The 17,487-nt window shown below is 51.7% G+C and carries 15 protein-coding genes and 2 tRNA genes; 14 read left to right on the top strand and 3 right to left on the bottom strand.

Annotation, left to right across the window (positions count from 1 at the left end; genetic code table 11):
* The first annotated feature begins 2 nt into the window (after window positions 1–2).
* Together FGS84_RS16860 and pdxA are read left to right on the top strand one after the other, a co-directional pair.
* Complete coding sequence (locus tag FGS84_RS16860; RefSeq protein WP_138309692.1) at window positions 3–953, top strand: 2-keto-3-deoxygluconate permease; 951 nt, start codon at window positions 3–5, stop codon at window positions 951–953.
* Complete coding sequence (gene pdxA, locus FGS84_RS16855; protein ID WP_347563848.1) at window positions 946–1,986, top strand: 4-hydroxythreonine-4-phosphate dehydrogenase PdxA; 1,041 nt, start codon at window positions 946–948, stop codon at window positions 1,984–1,986. The genes FGS84_RS16860 and pdxA overlap by 8 nt, the downstream gene beginning before the upstream one ends.
* 111 nt (window positions 1,987–2,097) lie before the next feature.
* Here the strand turns inward: pdxA and FGS84_RS16850 are convergent, their stop codons facing one another.
* From FGS84_RS16850 to alr, 3 genes are read right to left on the bottom strand one after another with little or no spacing between them, the layout of a single operon-like run.
* A complete protein-coding gene (locus tag FGS84_RS16850) occupies window positions 2,098–2,892 on the bottom strand; it encodes a M55 family metallopeptidase (protein ID WP_138309691.1) in 795 nt (264 codons plus the stop codon).
* Window positions 2,893–2,922: 30 nt separating this feature from the next.
* Window positions 2,923–4,113, bottom strand: coding sequence for a M20 family metallopeptidase (locus FGS84_RS16845; protein ID WP_138309690.1), 1,191 nt, complete (start codon window positions 4,111–4,113; stop codon window positions 2,923–2,925).
* Window positions 4,114–4,117: 4 nt separating this feature from the next.
* Window positions 4,118–5,293 (bottom strand): alanine racemase, encoded by a 1,176-nt coding sequence (alr, locus tag FGS84_RS16840; protein WP_243130000.1) that lies wholly within the window; start codon window positions 5,291–5,293, stop codon window positions 4,118–4,120.
* A gap of 274 nt (window positions 5,294–5,567) precedes the next feature.
* On the opposite strand from alr, the gene FGS84_RS16835 reads away from it, so the two are divergent.
* From FGS84_RS16835 to FGS84_RS16780, 12 genes are all read left to right on the top strand, one after another.
* Complete coding sequence (locus FGS84_RS16835; protein ID WP_138309689.1) at window positions 5,568–6,494, top strand: ABC transporter permease; 927 nt, start codon at window positions 5,568–5,570, stop codon at window positions 6,492–6,494.
* Window positions 6,495–6,503: 9 nt separating this feature from the next.
* A complete protein-coding gene (locus FGS84_RS16830) occupies window positions 6,504–7,448 on the top strand; it encodes an ABC transporter permease (protein WP_138309688.1) in 945 nt (314 codons plus the stop codon).
* Window positions 7,449–7,461: 13 nt separating this feature from the next.
* A complete protein-coding gene (locus FGS84_RS16825) occupies window positions 7,462–8,457 on the top strand; it encodes an ABC transporter ATP-binding protein (RefSeq protein WP_347563850.1) in 996 nt (331 codons plus the stop codon).
* Entirely contained in the window at window positions 8,457–9,446 is a 990-nt protein-coding gene (locus FGS84_RS16820) for an oligopeptide/dipeptide ABC transporter ATP-binding protein (RefSeq protein ID WP_138309723.1), read from the top strand. The genes FGS84_RS16825 and FGS84_RS16820 overlap by 1 nt, the downstream gene beginning before the upstream one ends.
* A gap of 97 nt (window positions 9,447–9,543) precedes the next feature.
* Window positions 9,544–11,226, top strand: coding sequence for a peptide ABC transporter substrate-binding protein (locus FGS84_RS16815; protein WP_138309686.1), 1,683 nt, complete (start codon window positions 9,544–9,546; stop codon window positions 11,224–11,226).
* A 124-nt stretch (window positions 11,227–11,350) separates the two neighbouring features.
* A complete protein-coding gene (locus tag FGS84_RS16810) occupies window positions 11,351–12,286 on the top strand; it encodes an LD-carboxypeptidase (protein ID WP_138309685.1) in 936 nt (311 codons plus the stop codon).
* A gap of 191 nt (window positions 12,287–12,477) precedes the next feature.
* Window positions 12,478–12,551, top strand: a tRNA-Arg gene (locus FGS84_RS16805).
* A gap of 37 nt (window positions 12,552–12,588) precedes the next feature.
* Window positions 12,589–12,662: transfer RNA gene (locus FGS84_RS16800), tRNA-His, on the top strand.
* 260 nt (window positions 12,663–12,922) lie between these two features.
* Window positions 12,923–13,933: a LacI family DNA-binding transcriptional regulator gene (locus tag FGS84_RS16795; protein ID WP_138309684.1), complete on the top strand. Its 1,011-nt coding sequence runs from the start codon at window positions 12,923–12,925 to the stop codon at window positions 13,931–13,933.
* A 232-nt stretch (window positions 13,934–14,165) separates the two neighbouring features.
* Window positions 14,166–14,780 (top strand): flavodoxin family protein, encoded by a 615-nt coding sequence (locus tag FGS84_RS16790; protein WP_138309683.1) that lies wholly within the window; start codon window positions 14,166–14,168, stop codon window positions 14,778–14,780.
* 267 nt (window positions 14,781–15,047) lie between these two features.
* On the top strand, window positions 15,048–16,379 hold the full coding sequence (locus tag FGS84_RS16785; RefSeq protein WP_138309682.1) for a solute carrier family 23 protein: 1,332 nt from the start codon (window positions 15,048–15,050) through the stop codon (window positions 16,377–16,379).
* 107 nt (window positions 16,380–16,486) lie between these two features.
* Window positions 16,487–17,485 (top strand): lipoate--protein ligase, encoded by a 999-nt coding sequence (locus FGS84_RS16780; RefSeq protein ID WP_138309681.1) that lies wholly within the window; start codon window positions 16,487–16,489, stop codon window positions 17,483–17,485.
* Window positions 17,486–17,487 lie beyond the last annotated feature (2 nt).

Genomic DNA, 17,487 nt, shown 5'->3' with positions numbered 1-17,487 from the left:
GTATGAAGATTTTACAGGCAGTTAAGAAGATTCCGGGAGGATTGATGGTGGTGCCGCTGCTTTTGGGAGCAATTGTCAACACCTTTTTCGGAAATGTATTGTGGAGCGCGTTTGACGGCACCTTTACAACCTATTTATGGAAATCAGGAGCCATGCCCATTCTGGCTGTGTTCATTTTCTGTAATGCCACCACCATTAATTTTAAGAAGGCCGGCGTCACCATATACAAGGGCGTGGTCATCACCGGAGTGAAGGTTGGAATCGGCATTATCATCGGGCTGATTTGCGGCTCCCTGTTTGGCGAGAAGGGATTTCTGGGACTGTCCACCCTGGCTATTGTGGGCGCTCTGGCCAACTCCAACGGCGGACTGTATGCGGCCCTGGCCGGAGAGTACGGAGATGCAACCGATGTAGGCGCTGTATCCATTCTTTCCATCAATGACGGCCCGTTTTTTACCATGGTTGCCCTGGGGGCTGCCGGCGTTGCCAAGATACCGATGTCCATTCTGGTCGGCTGTATTGTCCCGGTTATCGTGGGATGCATCCTGGGCAATCTGGACGAAGACATCCGCAAGTTCTGCGAGCCTGGCGCCACCATGCTGATTCCTTTTTTTGCATTCCCTCTGGGAGCAGGACTGAACATCATGAACCTGTTAAAGGCAGGAGGCCCCGGTATCCTTCTGGGCGTTGCCTGCACCCTGATTACCGGCCTGGGCGGCTATCTGGTTTATAAGCTGCTGCGCATGGAGCATCCGGAAGTGGGCGGAGCCATTGGAACCACAGCCGGCAACGCGGCGGCAACGCCTGCTTCGGTGGCAGCAGTGGACGCCACTCTGATAGCGGTAGCGGAAGCCGCCACTGCGCAGATTACCGCTGCCATTATCGTGACAGCTATCCTTTGTCCGATTTTTGTTTCGTATTTACATAAAGTAGAGGTGCGTAAGCGTGGATGACAGAAAAATAATAGGTATTACCATGGGAGACCCGGCCAGCATCGGTCCTGAGATTACGGTAAAGGCCCTGGCCGACAAAGCCGTATATGATGAGTGCAGGCCCATTGTTGTGGGAGATGCCTGCGTCCTTAAAGCTGCTCTTAAAATTGTGGGACATGAGGAGCTGACGGTCCGCGCCGTAAAGGATGTGAAGGACGCTGTCTTTACCCACGGGACCATAGACGTGCTGGACATGGAACTGGTTTCCATGGATGAACTGGTGCGGGGACAGGTATCCGCCATGTGCGGGGACGCCGCGTTCCGGTATGTGGAGAAGGTAATTGAACTTGCCATGGACGGACAGGTGGATGCAACTGTCACCAACGCCTTCAATAAGGAGGCGGTAAACCTGGCAGGGCACCACTATTCCGGCCACACGGAAATTTATGCAGATTTGACCGGAACCAGGAATTACACCATGATGCTGGCCCATGAGAACATGAGGGTGGTCCATGTGTCCACCCATGTGTCCCTGCGGGAGGCCTGCGACCGGGTTAAGAAGCAGCGTGTGCTGGATGTAATACGGATTGGTGACAGGGCATGCAGGGAAATGGGCATTGAGAACCCCAGGATTGCAGTTGCAGGGCTGAATCCCCACAGCGGTGAGCACGGTCTGTTCGGCCAGGAGGAAATCCAGGAAATCATTCCTGCCATTGAGGCTGCCAGGGCGGAGGGTATCCAGGCGGATGGCCCTGTGCCTCCTGATACTGTTTTCTCCAAGGCCAGAGGCGGCTGGTATGACATTGTGGTGGCCATGTACCATGACCAGGGCCATATCCCCCTTAAGGTGGTGGGCTTTGTCTATGACCAGGCCAAACAGGCCTGGGATGCGGTGGCCGGTGTCAATATCACCCTGGGACTTCCCATTATCCGCGTGTCTGTGGACCACGGAACAGCCTTTGACCAGGCAGGGACCGGAACAGCCAGCGAGCTGAGCCTTAAGAATTCCCTTGAGTATGCTGTTATGTTTGCAAAGAACCGGAAGCCGGCTTAGCGGGAGATATGAAATCATCATTCTGAAATTATCATAACAAAAAAACGGGCTATCCTCTGTCAGCCATAGAGGACAGCCCGTTATCACGTTCCGGCCGTCAGCCGTACCTGGTTACAGCACAAACATCCTGGCTGTCATCAATTCATTGATGGAGTGGGCCGTATAGGAAACCGTAAAATCATCGTTCATAACCATTCCGGGATAATAGGAAGCCCTCAGTGCCTGGAAATGGTCCTTGAAGTTGATTTCCATGGTAATGGTTTCCGGCACCTCCATATGGCAGGCATCCTTTGACAGAAGGGCATTCTTTGCGCCCTCCTCAATCAGTTCCCGGGCCATCTCAGGCGACAGGTTGACGGTGGCTGCGCCCATGCCTTCCTTTACCGCCACAGCCGTGATGCATGGGTCGTATTCGTGGACATGGCTGCAAAGGTTCCTGTCGCCGCTGATGAATACAGAGGGAACGCCCAGGGAAGCTCCCACATAGGCGTGCATGAGGAACTCAGAAGCAAGCCTTCCGTTGAATTTAATGTAATTGGTCTTGCGGTTCATGGTATGGGCCAGCGGGCTTCCGCTGGTGCCGGCCGGAGAGTGGTATCCCACAAACATGAGGGCGTCAAAGCTTTCGTCCAGGCCGCAGACCATGGAATCCGGGGAGTATTTCCAGCCCAGGATGATTTTGGCCTCCTTGGGAAGAAGGGAGATATCCATGTTCCTGCCGGAGTCATGGGCATCTTTAATATAGATTTCCGTTGCGCCGGCTGCCAGGGCGCCTCTGCATGCCGCGGCTGCCTCCAGTGTCATTTCCCTGGCTAAGGGGCCGTGTTCCAAATCACCTAAATTGGTTGAGTTCCAGGAAGTGGAGCCGGCCACCCCCTCAAAGTCCACACTGATATAAACCTTCATAAATGTCTTTCCTCCTGTATCGTGGTTTTTCTAAACAATATTCCGTTTTAAAAGTTTTAAAGCCAGGCTGGCCTGCAGTTCCACGCCAAGCTTAAGACAGGTTTCGTCAATATCAAAATCCTGGCTGTGAAGGGGGGCTGTAATCCCCTTTTCCCGGCTGGCGCATCCCAGATGATAGAAAACTCCCTTTGCCTTTTCCAGGAAAAATGAGAAGTCTTCCACCCCCAGACTGGGGAATTTTTTTTGGTGGATGTGCTGGCTGCCCAGAAGCTCTGCGGCTGTCTCCGCCAGCACATCCACGATTTCGTCTGAGTTTATAAGGGCCGCATATCCGGGGACAATGACAACCTCCCCGCTGCCCCCCATGGCCTGGCAGGTACAGCTTACCTGCCGGGTCATGGCATCAATGATTTTCTGTCTTACGGACGGGTCGGTGGTGCGCAGGGTGCCTGTCATCTCCACCTCGCCTGCCACGATGTTGCCGGCAGTACCGCCGTGTATGGTCCCCAGGGTGAGGACGGCGTTGTCCAGAGGGGATATGCTGCGGCTTATCAGGGTCTGGAGGCTGTTTATGACGGCTCCGGCCATGACAATGGCATCCACACCCGTATCGGGATAGGCGCCGTGGCAGCTTTTTCCATGGACCTTTATGTGAATCTCGTCCGAGGAAGCGTTTAAGTCGCCGTAGCGGATTTCAATCTCGCCTGTCTCATGGGTGGGCATCACATGGAGCCCGGTGACGTAATCCACGCGGGGGTGCTCCATGCAGCCCGCCTCCACCATGGGAAGGGCGCCTCCCGTGGTTTCCTCCGCTGGCTGGAAAAGGAACTTCACCCAGCCGGGCCATTGGTCCCTGGATTCCATCAATATGCGGGCCGTACCCAGGGCAATGGCCACATGGGCGTCGTGGCCGCAGGCATGCATGCGGCCGGGATTCAGGGAGCAGTAGGGGCGGGAGGAATCCTCTGTCAGAGGCAGGGCGTCCATGTCGGCGCGAAGGGCAACCGTATTTCCCGCACCTGGTTTTTGCCCCTGAATCACGGCCACGATTCCCGTACCGGCCACAGGAAATTCATAGGAAATGCCCCACTTATCCAGAAGGCCGCAGATATAGGCGCTGGTCCAGTGCTCCTCAAGGCCCGGTTCGGGATGCTGGTGCAGTTCCCTGCGAATCTGCACCAGCTCCGGGTATAATTCTTCTGTCCGTTGTTTTATATTCATGGCGTCATCCTTTCCGGGAAATAGTTTGCGGGGTAAAACCGTTTCCGCCCACATAGACCCTTGGGGGCCGTCTGGTGAGACGGGCAACGATTTCATTTTTATTGGTGCCGGCCAGGCGGCTGACCGCATCTATGTCCAGGGTGTTCCCTGTGCCGTCTCCGTATATGATGACCTCATCCCCTATCTGAGCCTCAGGCACGCCGGTCAGGTCAATCATGCACTGGTCCATGCATATGACGCCAATCACCGGCACCTGTTTACCTCTGAGGGTAACCACGGCCCTGCCCCGCAGGTTCCGGGGATAGCCGTCGGCATACCCAAAGGGCAGGGCTGCCACCCGGGTGTCCTGAGGCGCTGTCCACAGGTAATCATAGCTCACGCCTTCGCCCTTTGATACAGGGGTGATGTGGCTGATACGGGTCTTAAAGGTCAGGGCCTGGCGGATGTCCAGCTGCCCCTTGTGGAACCCCTTTAACCCGTACACAATGGCACCGGCCCGTATCATGTCCAGCCTGTATTCAGGAAAATCAACGGCAGCAATGCTGTCGGCAATGTGCTTACAGGGAAAATGGCATCCATCCTGCTCCAGGGCATTGACGGCATCCATGAAGCGCCGGAACTGGACCTGGTTGGACTCGTCGTCCTTCAGGGCCAGATGGGAGTAGATGCCCTCCGGTTTCAGCCAGGGCATGGAACAGATTTGGCGAATCTCCTCCAGGCTTTCCTTGCCGCGGGGGAATCCGATGCGGTGGAAGCCGGTGTCATATTTGATATGTATGACGGCCTGCCGTCCCCTTTCGGCCGCCAGATTGTTAAGGAGCCTGGCCTGGGCCAGGGTGTCGATGGTCTGGATGATGCCGTATTCCAGCACACAGGGCAGCAGTCGGTCCGGCGTCAGCCCCATGATTAATACAGGGTAGCCGGGATATGCCTGTTTCAGCTCCACTGCCTCGGACAGGGTGGCCACTGCCAGCAGGCTGGCTCCGTTTTCCATGATGGCGGGAGCAATGCCCAGGGCGCCGTGGCCGTAGCCGTCCGCCTTCACCACTGCCGCCACCTGGGTGGAGGGGCCTGCCATGGCCTTAATCTGTCTTACATTGTACGCAATGCGGTCCAGGTCCACCTCCACCACGGTATCTCTCATTATCTCATTCATAACAGGGATTTCCATGTGATTCATACCTTCTTTCCGTCTTGCGGCCGGCGGCAGGGGTGAAAATTCCCTTTATTCACAGAGCCCGGCGGCCGCAAGTTTAATTATAGGTATTTCTGCCATAAAATGCAATGTGAAACTGAGTCCTTTTTATTGACTTTTAACTTGCCAATGGGTATAATTTTTAATTAAGTATGTCAGGCGAAGGCGCAGTGAACTTACTGCTCTTTAAGTCGCCTTTTTTTTATACAAGGGCGGTTCGGCCCGGATTCAGTTTATCTAAGACAAAGGTGGTATGGCAATGGCAAAATACATAATCAAGCGGTTGGTAGCAGGTGTGTTATCTCTTTTTATTCTTATTACCATTACATTCTTTCTGATGCATGTCATTCCGGGAGGTCCTTTCAGTCCGTCTGAGCAAAGGAATGTGCCGGAAAAAATCCTGGAGCAGATTTCCGAAAAGTATGGTCTCAACGACCCGCTTCCGGCCCAGTATGTCAGGTATCTCGGCAACCTTCTCCACGGCGACATGGGAACCTCCTTTAAAAAACAGGATACCACGGTCAATGAGCTCATTGCCAACGGCTTTCCGGTATCGGCAAAGGTGGGGGCGCTGGGAATCGCAGTGGCCCTTGCGGCGGGAATCCCGTTGGGAATTGTGGCTGCCGTAAAGCGGGGGAAGCTGGCGGACGGGGTCTCCATGGTGCTGGCCACCATCGGCGTTTCGGTGCCCAGTTTTGTACTCTGCGTGCTGATGATGTATGTGTTCTGCGAGAAGTGGAAGATATTTCCCTCCTACGGCCTGACCTCATGGAAACATTATGTGCTGCCGGTGTTCTGCATGGCCTTTTCCCAGGTGGCCTATATCACCCGTCTCATGCGCTCCAGCATGCTGGAAACCATGCGCCAGGATTACATAAGGACAGAGCGTTCCAAGGGAGTGCCGGAATGGGAGGTCATCAGCAGGTATGCCCTTAAGAATTCCATTCTTCCGGTGGTGACCTATGTGGGCCCGCTGGTGGCCACGCTGCTCACAGGTACCTTTATCATTGAGAAGCTGTTCAGTATCCCGGGACTGGGACGCTATTTCATATCCGCCATCACGGACAGGGATTATTCCGTCACACTGGGACTCACCGTGTTTTTAGGCGTGATGATTATTGGCTGCAATCTGATTGTTGACATCATGTACGCAGTGATTGACCCAAGAGTAAAGATTACGGAGTAGGTGAAGAGGATGGAAGAGAGAGTTGAATTTACCATGTCGGATGTGATTCCGGAGGAACTTCTGGCCGGACTTACGGACGCAGAGCGGGAGATGGAATCCATAAACCGGCCCAGTATCTCCTACTGGAAAAACTGCTGGATACGGCTTAAAAAGGATAAGCTGGCCATGCTGGGCATAGCCATTGTGGTTATCATGACATTGGCTGCCATATTTGTCCCCATGTTTTCTCCTTATACATATGACCAGACTGATTTTGGAAACGCCCTCCAGTGGCCTGGCAGAGCCCATTTGTTCGGAACAGACAAGATGGGACGCGATATTTTCGTCAGGACCATGTACGGGGCCCGGATCAGCCTGTCCATTGGTTTTGCGGCGGCAGCCATCAATATGGTCATCGGCGTGCTCTACGGAGGCATATCAGGCTATGTGGGAGGAACCACGGATATCGTCATGATGCGAGTGGTGGATATACTCACCGGCATTCCCAGCCTGATTTATATGATTTTAATTATGATGTTTCTGGGGAATACCATCCAGAGCATCCTGATTGCCATGTGCCTCACCTACTGGATTACCACGGCCAGAATGGTCCGGGCCCAGATACTGACGCTGAGGGAGCAGGATTTTGCCCTGGCGGCAAAGGTCTGCGGACTGAGCAAATGGCAGATTCTGATACATCATCTCATACCCAACAGCATGGGCTCCATTATTGTGACGGTCACGTTCCTGATTCCGTCGGCCATATTCCAGGAGGCGTTTTTAAGCTTTCTGGGCATCGGCATCCAGGTGCCGAAGGCCAGCTGGGGAACCCTGGCCAATGATGCCATAGAATATCTGTTTTCATATCCGTACCAGATGCTGTTTCCGGCGCTGGCAATCAGCATTACCATATTTGCCCTGAACTTTATCGGTGACGGGCTGAGGGATGCTCTGGACCCAAGACTTAAGAAATAGGTGGATGAACATGATGGAAGATACAATTTTAGAGGTGGAGAACCTGCGCACCAGTTTTGAAACAGACGCAGGCCTTGTGCAGTCCGTAAGGGGCATCACCTTCCGTGTGGGGAAGGGAGAGAGCCTTGGAATCGTGGGGGAATCCGGCTGCGGCAAAAGTGTTACCATGCTGTCAATCATGGGGCTTTTGGAGGACAATGCCCTACGCCGGGCAGATGCCCTGCTCTTTGACGGCCAGGACCTGCTTAAGAAATCTCCAAAGGAAATGAGGAAGATTCAGGGAAACCGGATTGGTATGATATTCCAGGACCCCATGACCAGTTTAAATCCCCTGTTCACGGTGGGGGAGCAACTCCGGGGTCCCCTGATGCGGCATCAGAAGCTTTCCAGAAGGGAAGCAGACGGAAAAGCCCTGGCCATGCTGGAAGCTGTGGGGCTTCCCAGTCCGGAGCGCAGGCTGAAACAGTATCCGCATGAGCTTTCCGGCGGTATGCGCCAGAGGGTGATGATAGCCATTGCCATGTGCTGCAGGCCCCGGCTGCTCATAGCAGACGAGCCCACCACGGCGCTGGATGTGACCATACAGGCCCAGATTCTGGAGCTGATGGCCCATATGAAGAATGAGTTTAACACCTCCGTCATATTGATTACACATGACCTGGGCGTTATATCCAGCCTGTGTACCAGGGTTATTGTCATGTACGGTGGATTAATCATGGAGGAAGGGGATATTGAGGATATCTTCTACCGGACCGGCCATCCCTACACAGCAGGGCTTCTGGCCTCCATACCCAAGAGGACAAAGGAAAAGCTGGTGCCAATCTTCGGCACGCCGCCCGACCTTTTAAACCCGCCGAAGGGATGTCCTTTTGCAGCCAGATGTTCCCATGCCATGAAGCTCTGCGCAGCCCACCAGCCGCCCTTTTACGACCTGGGAAATGGACATGTCAGCGCCTGCTGGCTTCACAATGAATCGGTGAAAGCCCGGATGGGGGAGGTGAAGCTGTGATGGCTCAATGTACGGATACAAATAACTGTATTGAAGTAAATGATTTGAAGATGCATTTTAAACTGAAAAGCGGTCTTTTTTCCAAGCCAAAGGTGTTAAAGGCAGTGGACGGCGTATCCTTTTCCATTGAAAAGGGCCGCACCATGGGACTGGTGGGGGAATCCGGCTGCGGCAAGACAACGGTTGGCCGTACCATCCTTAAACTGTACCAGGCAACGCAAGGGCGGATTCTGTACCAGGGAACGGACATCACCGGACTGAACGACAGCCAGATGGCTCCCTACAGGAAGAAGATGCAGATGATATTCCAGGACCCCTATACATCCCTGGACCCGAGAAAGAACATAGGGGATATCATTGCCGAGCCGATATGGGCCATGAAGCTCCACACGGGAAAGGATAAGAATGACAGGGTCAGGGAGCTGATTGAGATGGTTGGACTTAAACCGGACCATATTAACCGGTATCCCCATGAGTTCTCAGGAGGACAGAGACAGAGAATCGGAATAGCCAGGGCATTGGCTGCGGAGCCGGAGTTTATTGTCTGCGATGAACCCATATCAGCCCTGGATGTATCCATCCAGGCCCAGGTCATCAATATTCTGGAGGAATTGCAGGATAAGTTCCATTTCACCTACCTGTTCATCTCCCATGACCTGTCCATGGTGCGCCACATCTCGTCGGAGGTGGGGGTTATGTACCTGGGCAGCCTGATTGAGTACGCCCAGGTGGATGAGCTGTATGACAACATGCTTCATCCTTACACCCAGTCCCTGATTTCCGCAGTGCCTGTGGCAGACCCGAAGCTGGCCAGGGGGAACCAGAGAATTATCCTGGAAGGGGATGTGCCCTCTCCCATTAATCCGGCTCCCGGCTGTCCCTTCAGAAGCAGGTGCCGCTATGCAAAGGATATATGCGGCCAGGTAAAGCCGGAGTTAAAAGCTGTCAATGATAAACATAAGGTGGCCTGCCATCTTTTTGATTCGTAATAGAAGATTACGGAAGCGGGAAAACGAACCAGAGACATGTATTGCACGTAAGCGGCCATGAGACGGTTGCTTGGTGCCCAAGACAAGGAGGAGCAAAATGAGAAAAAAACTGAAAGTGTTATTGAGCCTTGTAATGGCTGCTTCCATGCTGGCAGGATGCGGCGGACAGAGTTCTGAGAAAACGGCTGAGAGCGGGGCGGCGGGGCAGACAACCCAGGCATCGGGCGGGAAGGAAGAGGGCGCCCAAAGCGGGGGTGCAAAGGTCATGACCTACGCCATGCAGAAGGAGCCTGAGACACTGGACCCGACCATGAACAACTATGCCACCTCGTCCATTGTGCTTCAAAACCTGTTCACCGGGCTGATGCAGATTGGACCGGACGGCGGCCTGATTAACGGCTGCGCTGAGACCTACAGCATGAGCGAGGACGGCCTGGAATATACGTTTACCCTGAGGGACGGCTTAAAATGGTCGGACGGTTCCCCTCTGACGGCAGGGGACTTTGAGTATGCCTGGAAACGCACCCTGGCGCAGGATACAGCCTCTCCCGGCGCATGGTACCTGTTCTATCTGAAGAACGGCGAAGCATATAATGAGGGAAAGGCATCTGCCGATGATGTGGGCGTAAAGGCGGAGGATGACAAGACCCTGAAGGTCACGCTGGAGAACCCCACCGCTTATTTCATTGACCTTACGGCTGTTACCGCCTATTTCCCGGTGAAGAAGGATGCGGTGGAAGGCCCTGAAGCCTGGACCAAGTCGGCGGATACCTATGTGAGCAACGGAGCGTTCCGCCTGAAGGAAATCAATCCCCAGGCCAGCTATGTGCTGGAGAAGAATCCGGAATACGTTGACGCGGATTCAGTGAAGCTGGACGGCGTGAATATTGTGTTTATTGAGTCCGCAGAAGCAGCCCTGTCCGCCTACAATGCAGGGGAGGTGGATGTGGTGGACAATACCATCATCCAGACCCAGGCCCAGTCACAGTACGGCGGAAGCGACGAGCTTAAGTCCTATGACCTCATAGGAACCTGCTATTATGATTTTAACTGTGAGAAAGATTATCTGTCAGATGCACGGGTGAGAAAGGCATTATCCATGTCCCTTAACAGGGATGTCATCAACCAGTCCATCGTTGCGTCCAGGCCGGAATCATCCTATGCCTTTGTGCCTCACGGCATTCCCTATGAGGGCTCCGGCGATGATTACCGCACCACGGTGGGCAGCCTGTTCACAGAGGACGTGGAGGCTGCAAAGGCGCTGATGGAAGAAGCCGGCTATCCGGGCGGAGAGGGCTATCCCACCCTGACCCTGATTACCCAGAACGACCAGGAGAAAAAGGATGTGGCCCAGGCCATGCAGGCTATGTGGAAGGAAAATCTGGGAGTGAATGTGGAGATTGTTACCTTTGAGCCCAAGGTATACTGGGATGAGCAGACAGCCGGTAATTTTGATATCTGCTATGACGGCTGGACCGGAGATTATCCTGACCCCAGCACCAATCTGGACTGCTTCCTTCTTCAGAGAAATGAAACCCAGTGCCGTTGGCTGAATGATGAAGCCAAGGAATACGACGCCATGATGAAAGAGGCCAGGAGCCTGACGGACAATAAGAAGCGCATGGAGCTGTTTGAGACAGGTGAAAAGCTTCTGATGGAGGAAATGCCTATCCTGCCTCTGTACTACCGCAATGCCCAGCTTTTGGTGAAGCCGGGATGCCAGGGCGTTATCAAGACCTATATCGGTCATACGATATTTAAATATGCTGACAGACAGTAAGCGTGGTAATTAAGCCAGGCCATGGTTATGAAGCAAAGCAGAGGTGCCCACGCCGGGTAATGGGGCGTGGGCAGCTTTTTGGCTAAATGAGGCTGAATATGAATGAAAGGACGGATTGGGACAGATGGTATTTCCGGAGAGATTGAGGGAAGGGGACACGGTAGGTCTGGTGTCCCCTGCATTTCCTGTAAAGGAGGATGAGAGAGATGGCTGCGTAAAGCTGCTGGAGGACATGGGATACCGGGTAAAACTGGGCGCATGTCTTGAGAACATGTATAATTTCCATAATTATCTGGCAGGGGATGCCAGGGCACGGGCAGAGGACCTGAACCGCATGTTTGGGGATACACAGGTCAAGGCGGTTTTTTGCGTGCGGGGAGGCTATGGAAGTTCCCAAATCATGAAGTACCTGGATTTTGAGCTGGTGAAACAGAATCCCAAAATATTTGTGGGGTACAGCGACATAACAAACCTTCATTCCGGATTCCAGATGTTTGGGAATCTGGTTACCTTCCATGGGCCGATGGTGTGCTCCAACATGCTGAAGGATTTTGACGCCTACACCCGGTCTGGGCTGTATGCCGCCCTCAATATGGAGGATGAACTGGAGTTTTGGAATCCGCCGGGGGAGGAGGGCTTTAAGGCCATCCGCGGCGGTGTGGCGGAGGGTGTTCTGGCAGGCGGAAACATATCCGTACTGGCCAGGGCCTGCGGCACCTTTTACCAGCTGGATACCAGGGATAAGATTCTGTTTCTGGAGGATGTGGAGGAAGGAATCGCGTCCCTTGACATGTATATCACCCAGATGGAATACGCCGGTCTGTTTGAGCATGCGGCAGGCATTCTTCTCGGCGATTTCACGGATTGTACCAATGACCGGTACGACGGGACCTATGAAACAGAGGAATTTCTTCATGACCGGTTCGGAGGGTTTGATATGCCTGTGATGTACCATATCAGGTCCGGCCATGATAAGCCCATGGGAACCCTGCCCTTTGGCACCATATGCCGTATGGATGGTGACAATATGCGGATTCGCTTCCGCCGGCAGCCACAGTAGTTTCCGCGGTTTAATATGGCGTTGGAGCAGCCTTTTTCAGGCTCCGGAGTCCGGGCTTTGAAAAAGGCTGCAAAAAAGGACAAGAAATTTAAAAAAAGTGCTTGCAATCTCCAGAAACATATGATAAACTATAGCTCGTTGACAGCAGTTGGCATGAAAGTGCAGAGTCACATCAAGCTGTCCGAAGTTGTGAGTCTGTAGCTCAGTTGGATAGAGCAACGGCCTTCTAAGCCGTGGGTCGGGGGTTCGAATCCCTTCAGGCTCATTGAGCGCAAGCTCTGATGTTTCATAACTTAATTATGGTGGGTATGGCGAAGTTGGTTATCGCGCCAGATTGTGGCTCTGGAGGCCGAGGGTTCGAATCCCTCTACTCACCCTTTCCCCTTTCCGGATATGGAGAGGGGATTTTTTTTGCACTTATTTGGAAATATTTAACAAAAATCCTGATTTCCATCCGTCTGATAAAAATTCTGTATTTCCGCCTAAAATCCCTTGCCCGGAAGGTTCACCGCACATACAAAACAGAAACAAAAGTAAAAATTGCACAAAAATATCTTTATACGGATTAAGTTATCTGTTTTACGGTTTTATATAGTATAATACTGTGTAGCAGATATAGGAGAAGGAGGTTATATTTTGAATATCAGACAAATTGCATACCTGGCAGGGGTTTCGGTTGCAACGGTTTCCAGATGTATCAATCAGCCGGAAAAGGTATCGGAAGAAACACGCAATCACATCATTGGAGTTATGAAGAGGGTGGATTATATACCCAACCCTTCTGCCAAAAGCCTGTCAACCGGCTATACAAAGACAATCTTATGCGTCATTCCAACCCTTTGCAATGAATTTTTCAACCAGCTGGTGGAGGGAAGCCAGGCTGTATTAAGGGAGGCGGATTATAAGGTCCTTGTATTTTCAACGGACAGCATCGAGGATTTCTGGCAGAGGGTGGACCAGAGAAGTGTTGACGGAATGATTATATCCGGCTCTGGTTTTATTAACAGCGAGGAGCTGCGCATGGCCAAGATTCAGGTGCCCTATGTGCTGATTGAGAATATGGAACAGTCGGAAGCACCGGGGGATGTGACATACGTGTACAGCGATGACTACAAAGGCGTCCAGCTGGCACTGGACTATCTGTACCGGGAGGGAAACCGTATATTCGGGGTCATCAGCACCTCTGATACATATCTGGTGACAGAGAGGCGCCGAAAGGCAGTATATGATTTTTTCACGGAGAAAAAGGACTGCCGTCTGCATATGGTTAAGGCCCATTACGCGGATTTGCAGGATGCCCATGACGCATGCGGCCGTTTGATGCGGCTTGAGGAGAAACCCACAGCCATATTTGCGTTTAACGACATGATGGCCATTGCGGCCATGAGGTATCTGGCGCTCCATGGCATCCGTGTGCCTGAAGATGTGGAGATAATGGGTTTTGACGATAACCCGGTGGCCAGCTTTGTGATACCGTCCCTGTCAACCGTGGTAGCGCCCAATTACCAGCTGGGAGAAAGTGCGGCCAGGCTGCTGCTGGAAAAGCTGGGAGGCAATACGGAGAATAAAAGCGTGCTGTTTCCGGTGGAATTAAAGCTGAGGGAAACCACCATAAATAATGTAAAAAATGATAGAGATAAGCGATAGATAACACCCGTGATATAGAAGGTCTGATGTAACCAGTTTCATCCGGAAACTGGTTTGGATTCGTTGACAATCTGTTTTTTTTTGATATAATTAAGAAAAACGTATAATAAATAACAAAAACACAGAATAAAATTGTGTATATTGCACAAGAGATAATTGCGCGATAAAAAGGATACATGTAAAAATAGAGTATGAAAAAAATCAGTGTTCTGACCTGAAGGGAGTAGGCGGCATGGTAAAAATAATCGGAATATGTGGAAGCCCAAGAAGGAAATCGTCCTATGCTGCATTGCAGGAAGCGCTGGAGGGGGCGCGGGAAACAGGGGACGTGGAAGTGGAGCTCATAGAGCTGAGGGCAAGAAAGCTGAACTTCTGCATCCACTGCAACAAATGCCTGAAAGAGGACGCGGTCCGATGTACTGTCTATGAGGACGATATGACTCCCCTCTATGAAAAAGTCTATCGGGCTGACGGGATGATTATAGCATCCCCGGTATATGAGATGAATATTACGGCACAGCTGGCGGCCTTTTTCAACCGGTTCCGGCCGACCTGGAATATCATAAAAAAGAATCCCGCATTTTTCAACCGCAAGGTGGGCGCTGCAATTGCAGTGGGCGGAACAAGAAACGGAGGACAGGAAGCGGCACTGAATGCAATCCTTGGATTTTACCATACACAGGGAATGGTTGTCTGCAACGGGGGAGCGGGAACTTACGCAGGTGCCAGTCTCTGGAATCCGGGTGACGGGTCAGGGGTAATGGATGACCCGGAAGGCTTAAAAAGAGCCAGGGCCCTTGGTGCGAAGACGGCTGAATTGACAAAGCAGCTCAACCCGGATAATTAGGGCCTGGCGGAAAGCAATTTTCAGACACACTCTGAGCTGGCTAGGATTCAAACTACCGGTTTCCATAAAGGACACAGTCCCAAATGTTCATTTGCCCTTGCGTTTGTCTTTTTCAAATGAGCGGACAAGGTACATTATGGAAACCCTGCCAATACCTGACCAAGTATGGCGCCAATTCGTCGGGTAAAGTTTTGAATATAAAAAATAAAAAGGAGAACTTCATACATTAGGCAGAAATGGCGGGAGTATCAGAAACAGGAGTTAGTTATGAGAATGATGAGTTATGGTATTGAAGACAAACCCCGATTGGCAGTTGCATTTCCATTGGCATTCCAGCATGTATTATCAGCATTTACAGGACAGATTGCAGTAGGTATGCTGCTTGCCATGGGATTTGGACTCAGTGTCAAGGAAACTGCTTTATTAATTCAATGTGCGTTATTTATCACCGGTGTTGCTACTATTATCCAGTCCTTTGGAATCGGTAAGCATATTGGAGCCAGACTCCCCATTGTATCAGGAGGAAGCTTTACACTGATAACACCAATGGTGGTGGCGGCCAATAATCCGAATATCGGAATCGGCGGCGCATTTGGGGCGGCCCTGGTTGGAAGCGGTGTGCTGTTTATTCTTGGTCCCATTGCAATCAAGTACTTACATAAGTATTTCAGCCCTACCGTAACAGGGGCAGTGGTTCTGACCGTAGGCGTCTGTATCGGCGCAACGGCATTCGGCAACTTTAATGTGGAAAGCGAAAACGCGATGATTGAACTGGCAATTGCCGTAATGGTCATTGTGGTGATTGTTCTCTTAAACTTTTTCGGAAGAGGCTTAATTAAACAATGTTGTATATTAATCGGTATGGTTATCGGATACATTGTTGCGGCAGCCCTCGGCATGGTGGATTTCTCAAGCATCGGAGAGGCTTCCTGGTTTTCCATGGTTAAACCCTTTGCATGGGGCGTGAAATTCAATGTGGGGGCAATCCTGACAATCTGTGCGGTCCACATCGGCACGCTGATGGAAATGGTGGGAGATACCACGGGACTGGTTACTGCGGTATCCAACCGTCTTCCGTCATCTGAGGAATTATCCAGGACCATCCGCGGAGGCGGCATCACAGGCATGTTCGCATCGGTCTTTAACGGTGCTCCGGTTATTACGGGAAGCGCTAATGTGGGTATTGTGGCAATGACCGGCGTTGGAAGCCGTTTTGTCACCGGCTTAGGAGGAATCATCTTCCTTGCATTTGCAGTATTTCCAAAACTGGCACAGTTACTGGCGCTCATTCCAAACTGCGTTATGGCAGGGGCTGTCCTTGTCATGTGCGGCCAGATATCAGCATCCGGGCTGCGCGTTATCAGCATGAGTGATTTCACGGAGAGAAATACAACCATATTGGCCATTGCGCTGGCCATTGGTATCGGCGGCAATTTCGGAGTGGCTAATCTGGCATTTTTACCGGCAACCGTTACAACTATTTTTACCGGCATTCCCGGAACGGCTCTGGTTGCCCTTATCTTAAACATTATTCTTCCCAAGACAACGGAGGATGAGGTTCCTGAAATGAAGCTTGAGGAGGAAGTGCCGGCTGTGTAGGAAACAGAAAAGAGCATATTTATTAATTTGAGAGGATATCCACATGGAGCGCCTTGCACCATGTGGATATTTTTGGGAAAAATAGCTGGAAATGAGAGGACCTTACTATGATATACGTGGAAACTAACAGCATTATCGGTTCGGAAAATCTGGCATATGAAGAATTTTTCTTAAAAAAAGAAGATATCAGGGAGCCGGTACTCATGCTGTGGAGGAACCGTCCCACCATTGTTGTGGGTGCATTTCAAAACACCCACGAAGAGATATGCGGGGAATTTGTAAAATCCCATGGAATCGATGTGGTGAGGAGAACCAGCGGCGGCGGCGCTGTGTACCACGATTTGGGAAACTTATGTTTCAGCTTTATTATGGAACATGGGGACTTTACAAACACAGACTACTCCATTTTCCTGAAGCCCGTCGTAAAAGCGCTGCAGGGCATGGGAATCCGGGCAGGGATAAACGGAAGGAATGATTTGGTTCTGGGAGACGCCAAGATATCCGGAAGCGCGGTGAGAATCTATAAGAACCGGGTACTGTTTCACGGAACTCTGTTATTCAGCTCGGATTTGGAAGTATTGAGCAGGGCGCTGCGGGTAAAGCAGGATAAGCTGGTGTCAAAGGGAATCAAGTCAGTGCGGTCAAGAGTTACCACAATTGCGGAACATCTTCCTTATGACATGGAGGTTCTGGAATTCAGGGAAAGACTGCTGGATGCCCTTTTTGAAGGAACGGAGAGAAAGGAATATGCATTGTCCCGGGAAGAGCACATGGAGATAATGAGCCTGGCCCATGACAAATACCAATCATTTCTCTGGACCTACGGCAAAAATCCGCCGGCAGATTTTATATACAGCAAACGGTTTGCAGGAGGCGGCATCACGGTAAGGGCATCTTTAAAGAATGCACGGATAGAGCAGATTCGGTTTGAGGGTGACTTTCTGGGATGTATGGAAATGAAAGATATAGAACAGCTGCTGACAGGTGTGGCTTATGAAAGGGATGCTGTCAGCCGTGTTCTTGAAGATTTAGATATAAAACCCTATTTTGGAACCATAACAAAAGAAGAAGTGGCCGGCTGCATTATGGGAGAAGACAGAATATAAAC

This window comes from Clostridium sp. 1001271st1 H5 (genome assembly GCF_005845215.1).
Lineage (GTDB): Bacteria > Bacillota > Clostridia > Lachnospirales > Lachnospiraceae > Enterocloster.
This window is presented reverse-complemented; position numbering and strand designations above follow the sequence as displayed.

Coding starts and splice junctions, on each gene's coding strand:
- FGS84_RS16860 (WP_138309692.1), top strand. CDS start 3: ATGAAGATTTTACAGGCAGTTAAGAAGATTCCGGGAGGATTGATGGTG.
- FGS84_RS16850 (WP_138309691.1), bottom strand. CDS start 2,892: ATGAAGGTTTATATCAGTGTGGACTTTGAGGGGGTGGCCGGCTCCACT.
- FGS84_RS16845 (WP_138309690.1), bottom strand. CDS start 4,113: ATGAATATAAAACAACGGACAGAAGAATTATACCCGGAGCTGGTGCAG.
- alr (WP_243130000.1), bottom strand. CDS start 5,293: ATGAATCACATGGAAATCCCTGTTATGAATGAGATAATGAGAGATACC.
- FGS84_RS16835 (WP_138309689.1), top strand. CDS start 5,568: ATGGCAAAATACATAATCAAGCGGTTGGTAGCAGGTGTGTTATCTCTT.
- FGS84_RS16830 (WP_138309688.1), top strand. CDS start 6,504: ATGGAAGAGAGAGTTGAATTTACCATGTCGGATGTGATTCCGGAGGAA.
- FGS84_RS16825 (WP_347563850.1), top strand. CDS start 7,462: ATGGAAGATACAATTTTAGAGGTGGAGAACCTGCGCACCAGTTTTGAA.
- FGS84_RS16820 (WP_138309723.1), top strand. CDS start 8,457: ATGGCTCAATGTACGGATACAAATAACTGTATTGAAGTAAATGATTTG.
- FGS84_RS16815 (WP_138309686.1), top strand. CDS start 9,544: ATGAGAAAAAAACTGAAAGTGTTATTGAGCCTTGTAATGGCTGCTTCC.
- FGS84_RS16810 (WP_138309685.1), top strand. CDS start 11,351: ATGGTATTTCCGGAGAGATTGAGGGAAGGGGACACGGTAGGTCTGGTG.
- FGS84_RS16790 (WP_138309683.1), top strand. CDS start 14,166: ATGGTAAAAATAATCGGAATATGTGGAAGCCCAAGAAGGAAATCGTCC.
- FGS84_RS16785 (WP_138309682.1), top strand. CDS start 15,048: ATGAGAATGATGAGTTATGGTATTGAAGACAAACCCCGATTGGCAGTT.
- FGS84_RS16780 (WP_138309681.1), top strand. CDS start 16,487: ATGATATACGTGGAAACTAACAGCATTATCGGTTCGGAAAATCTGGCA.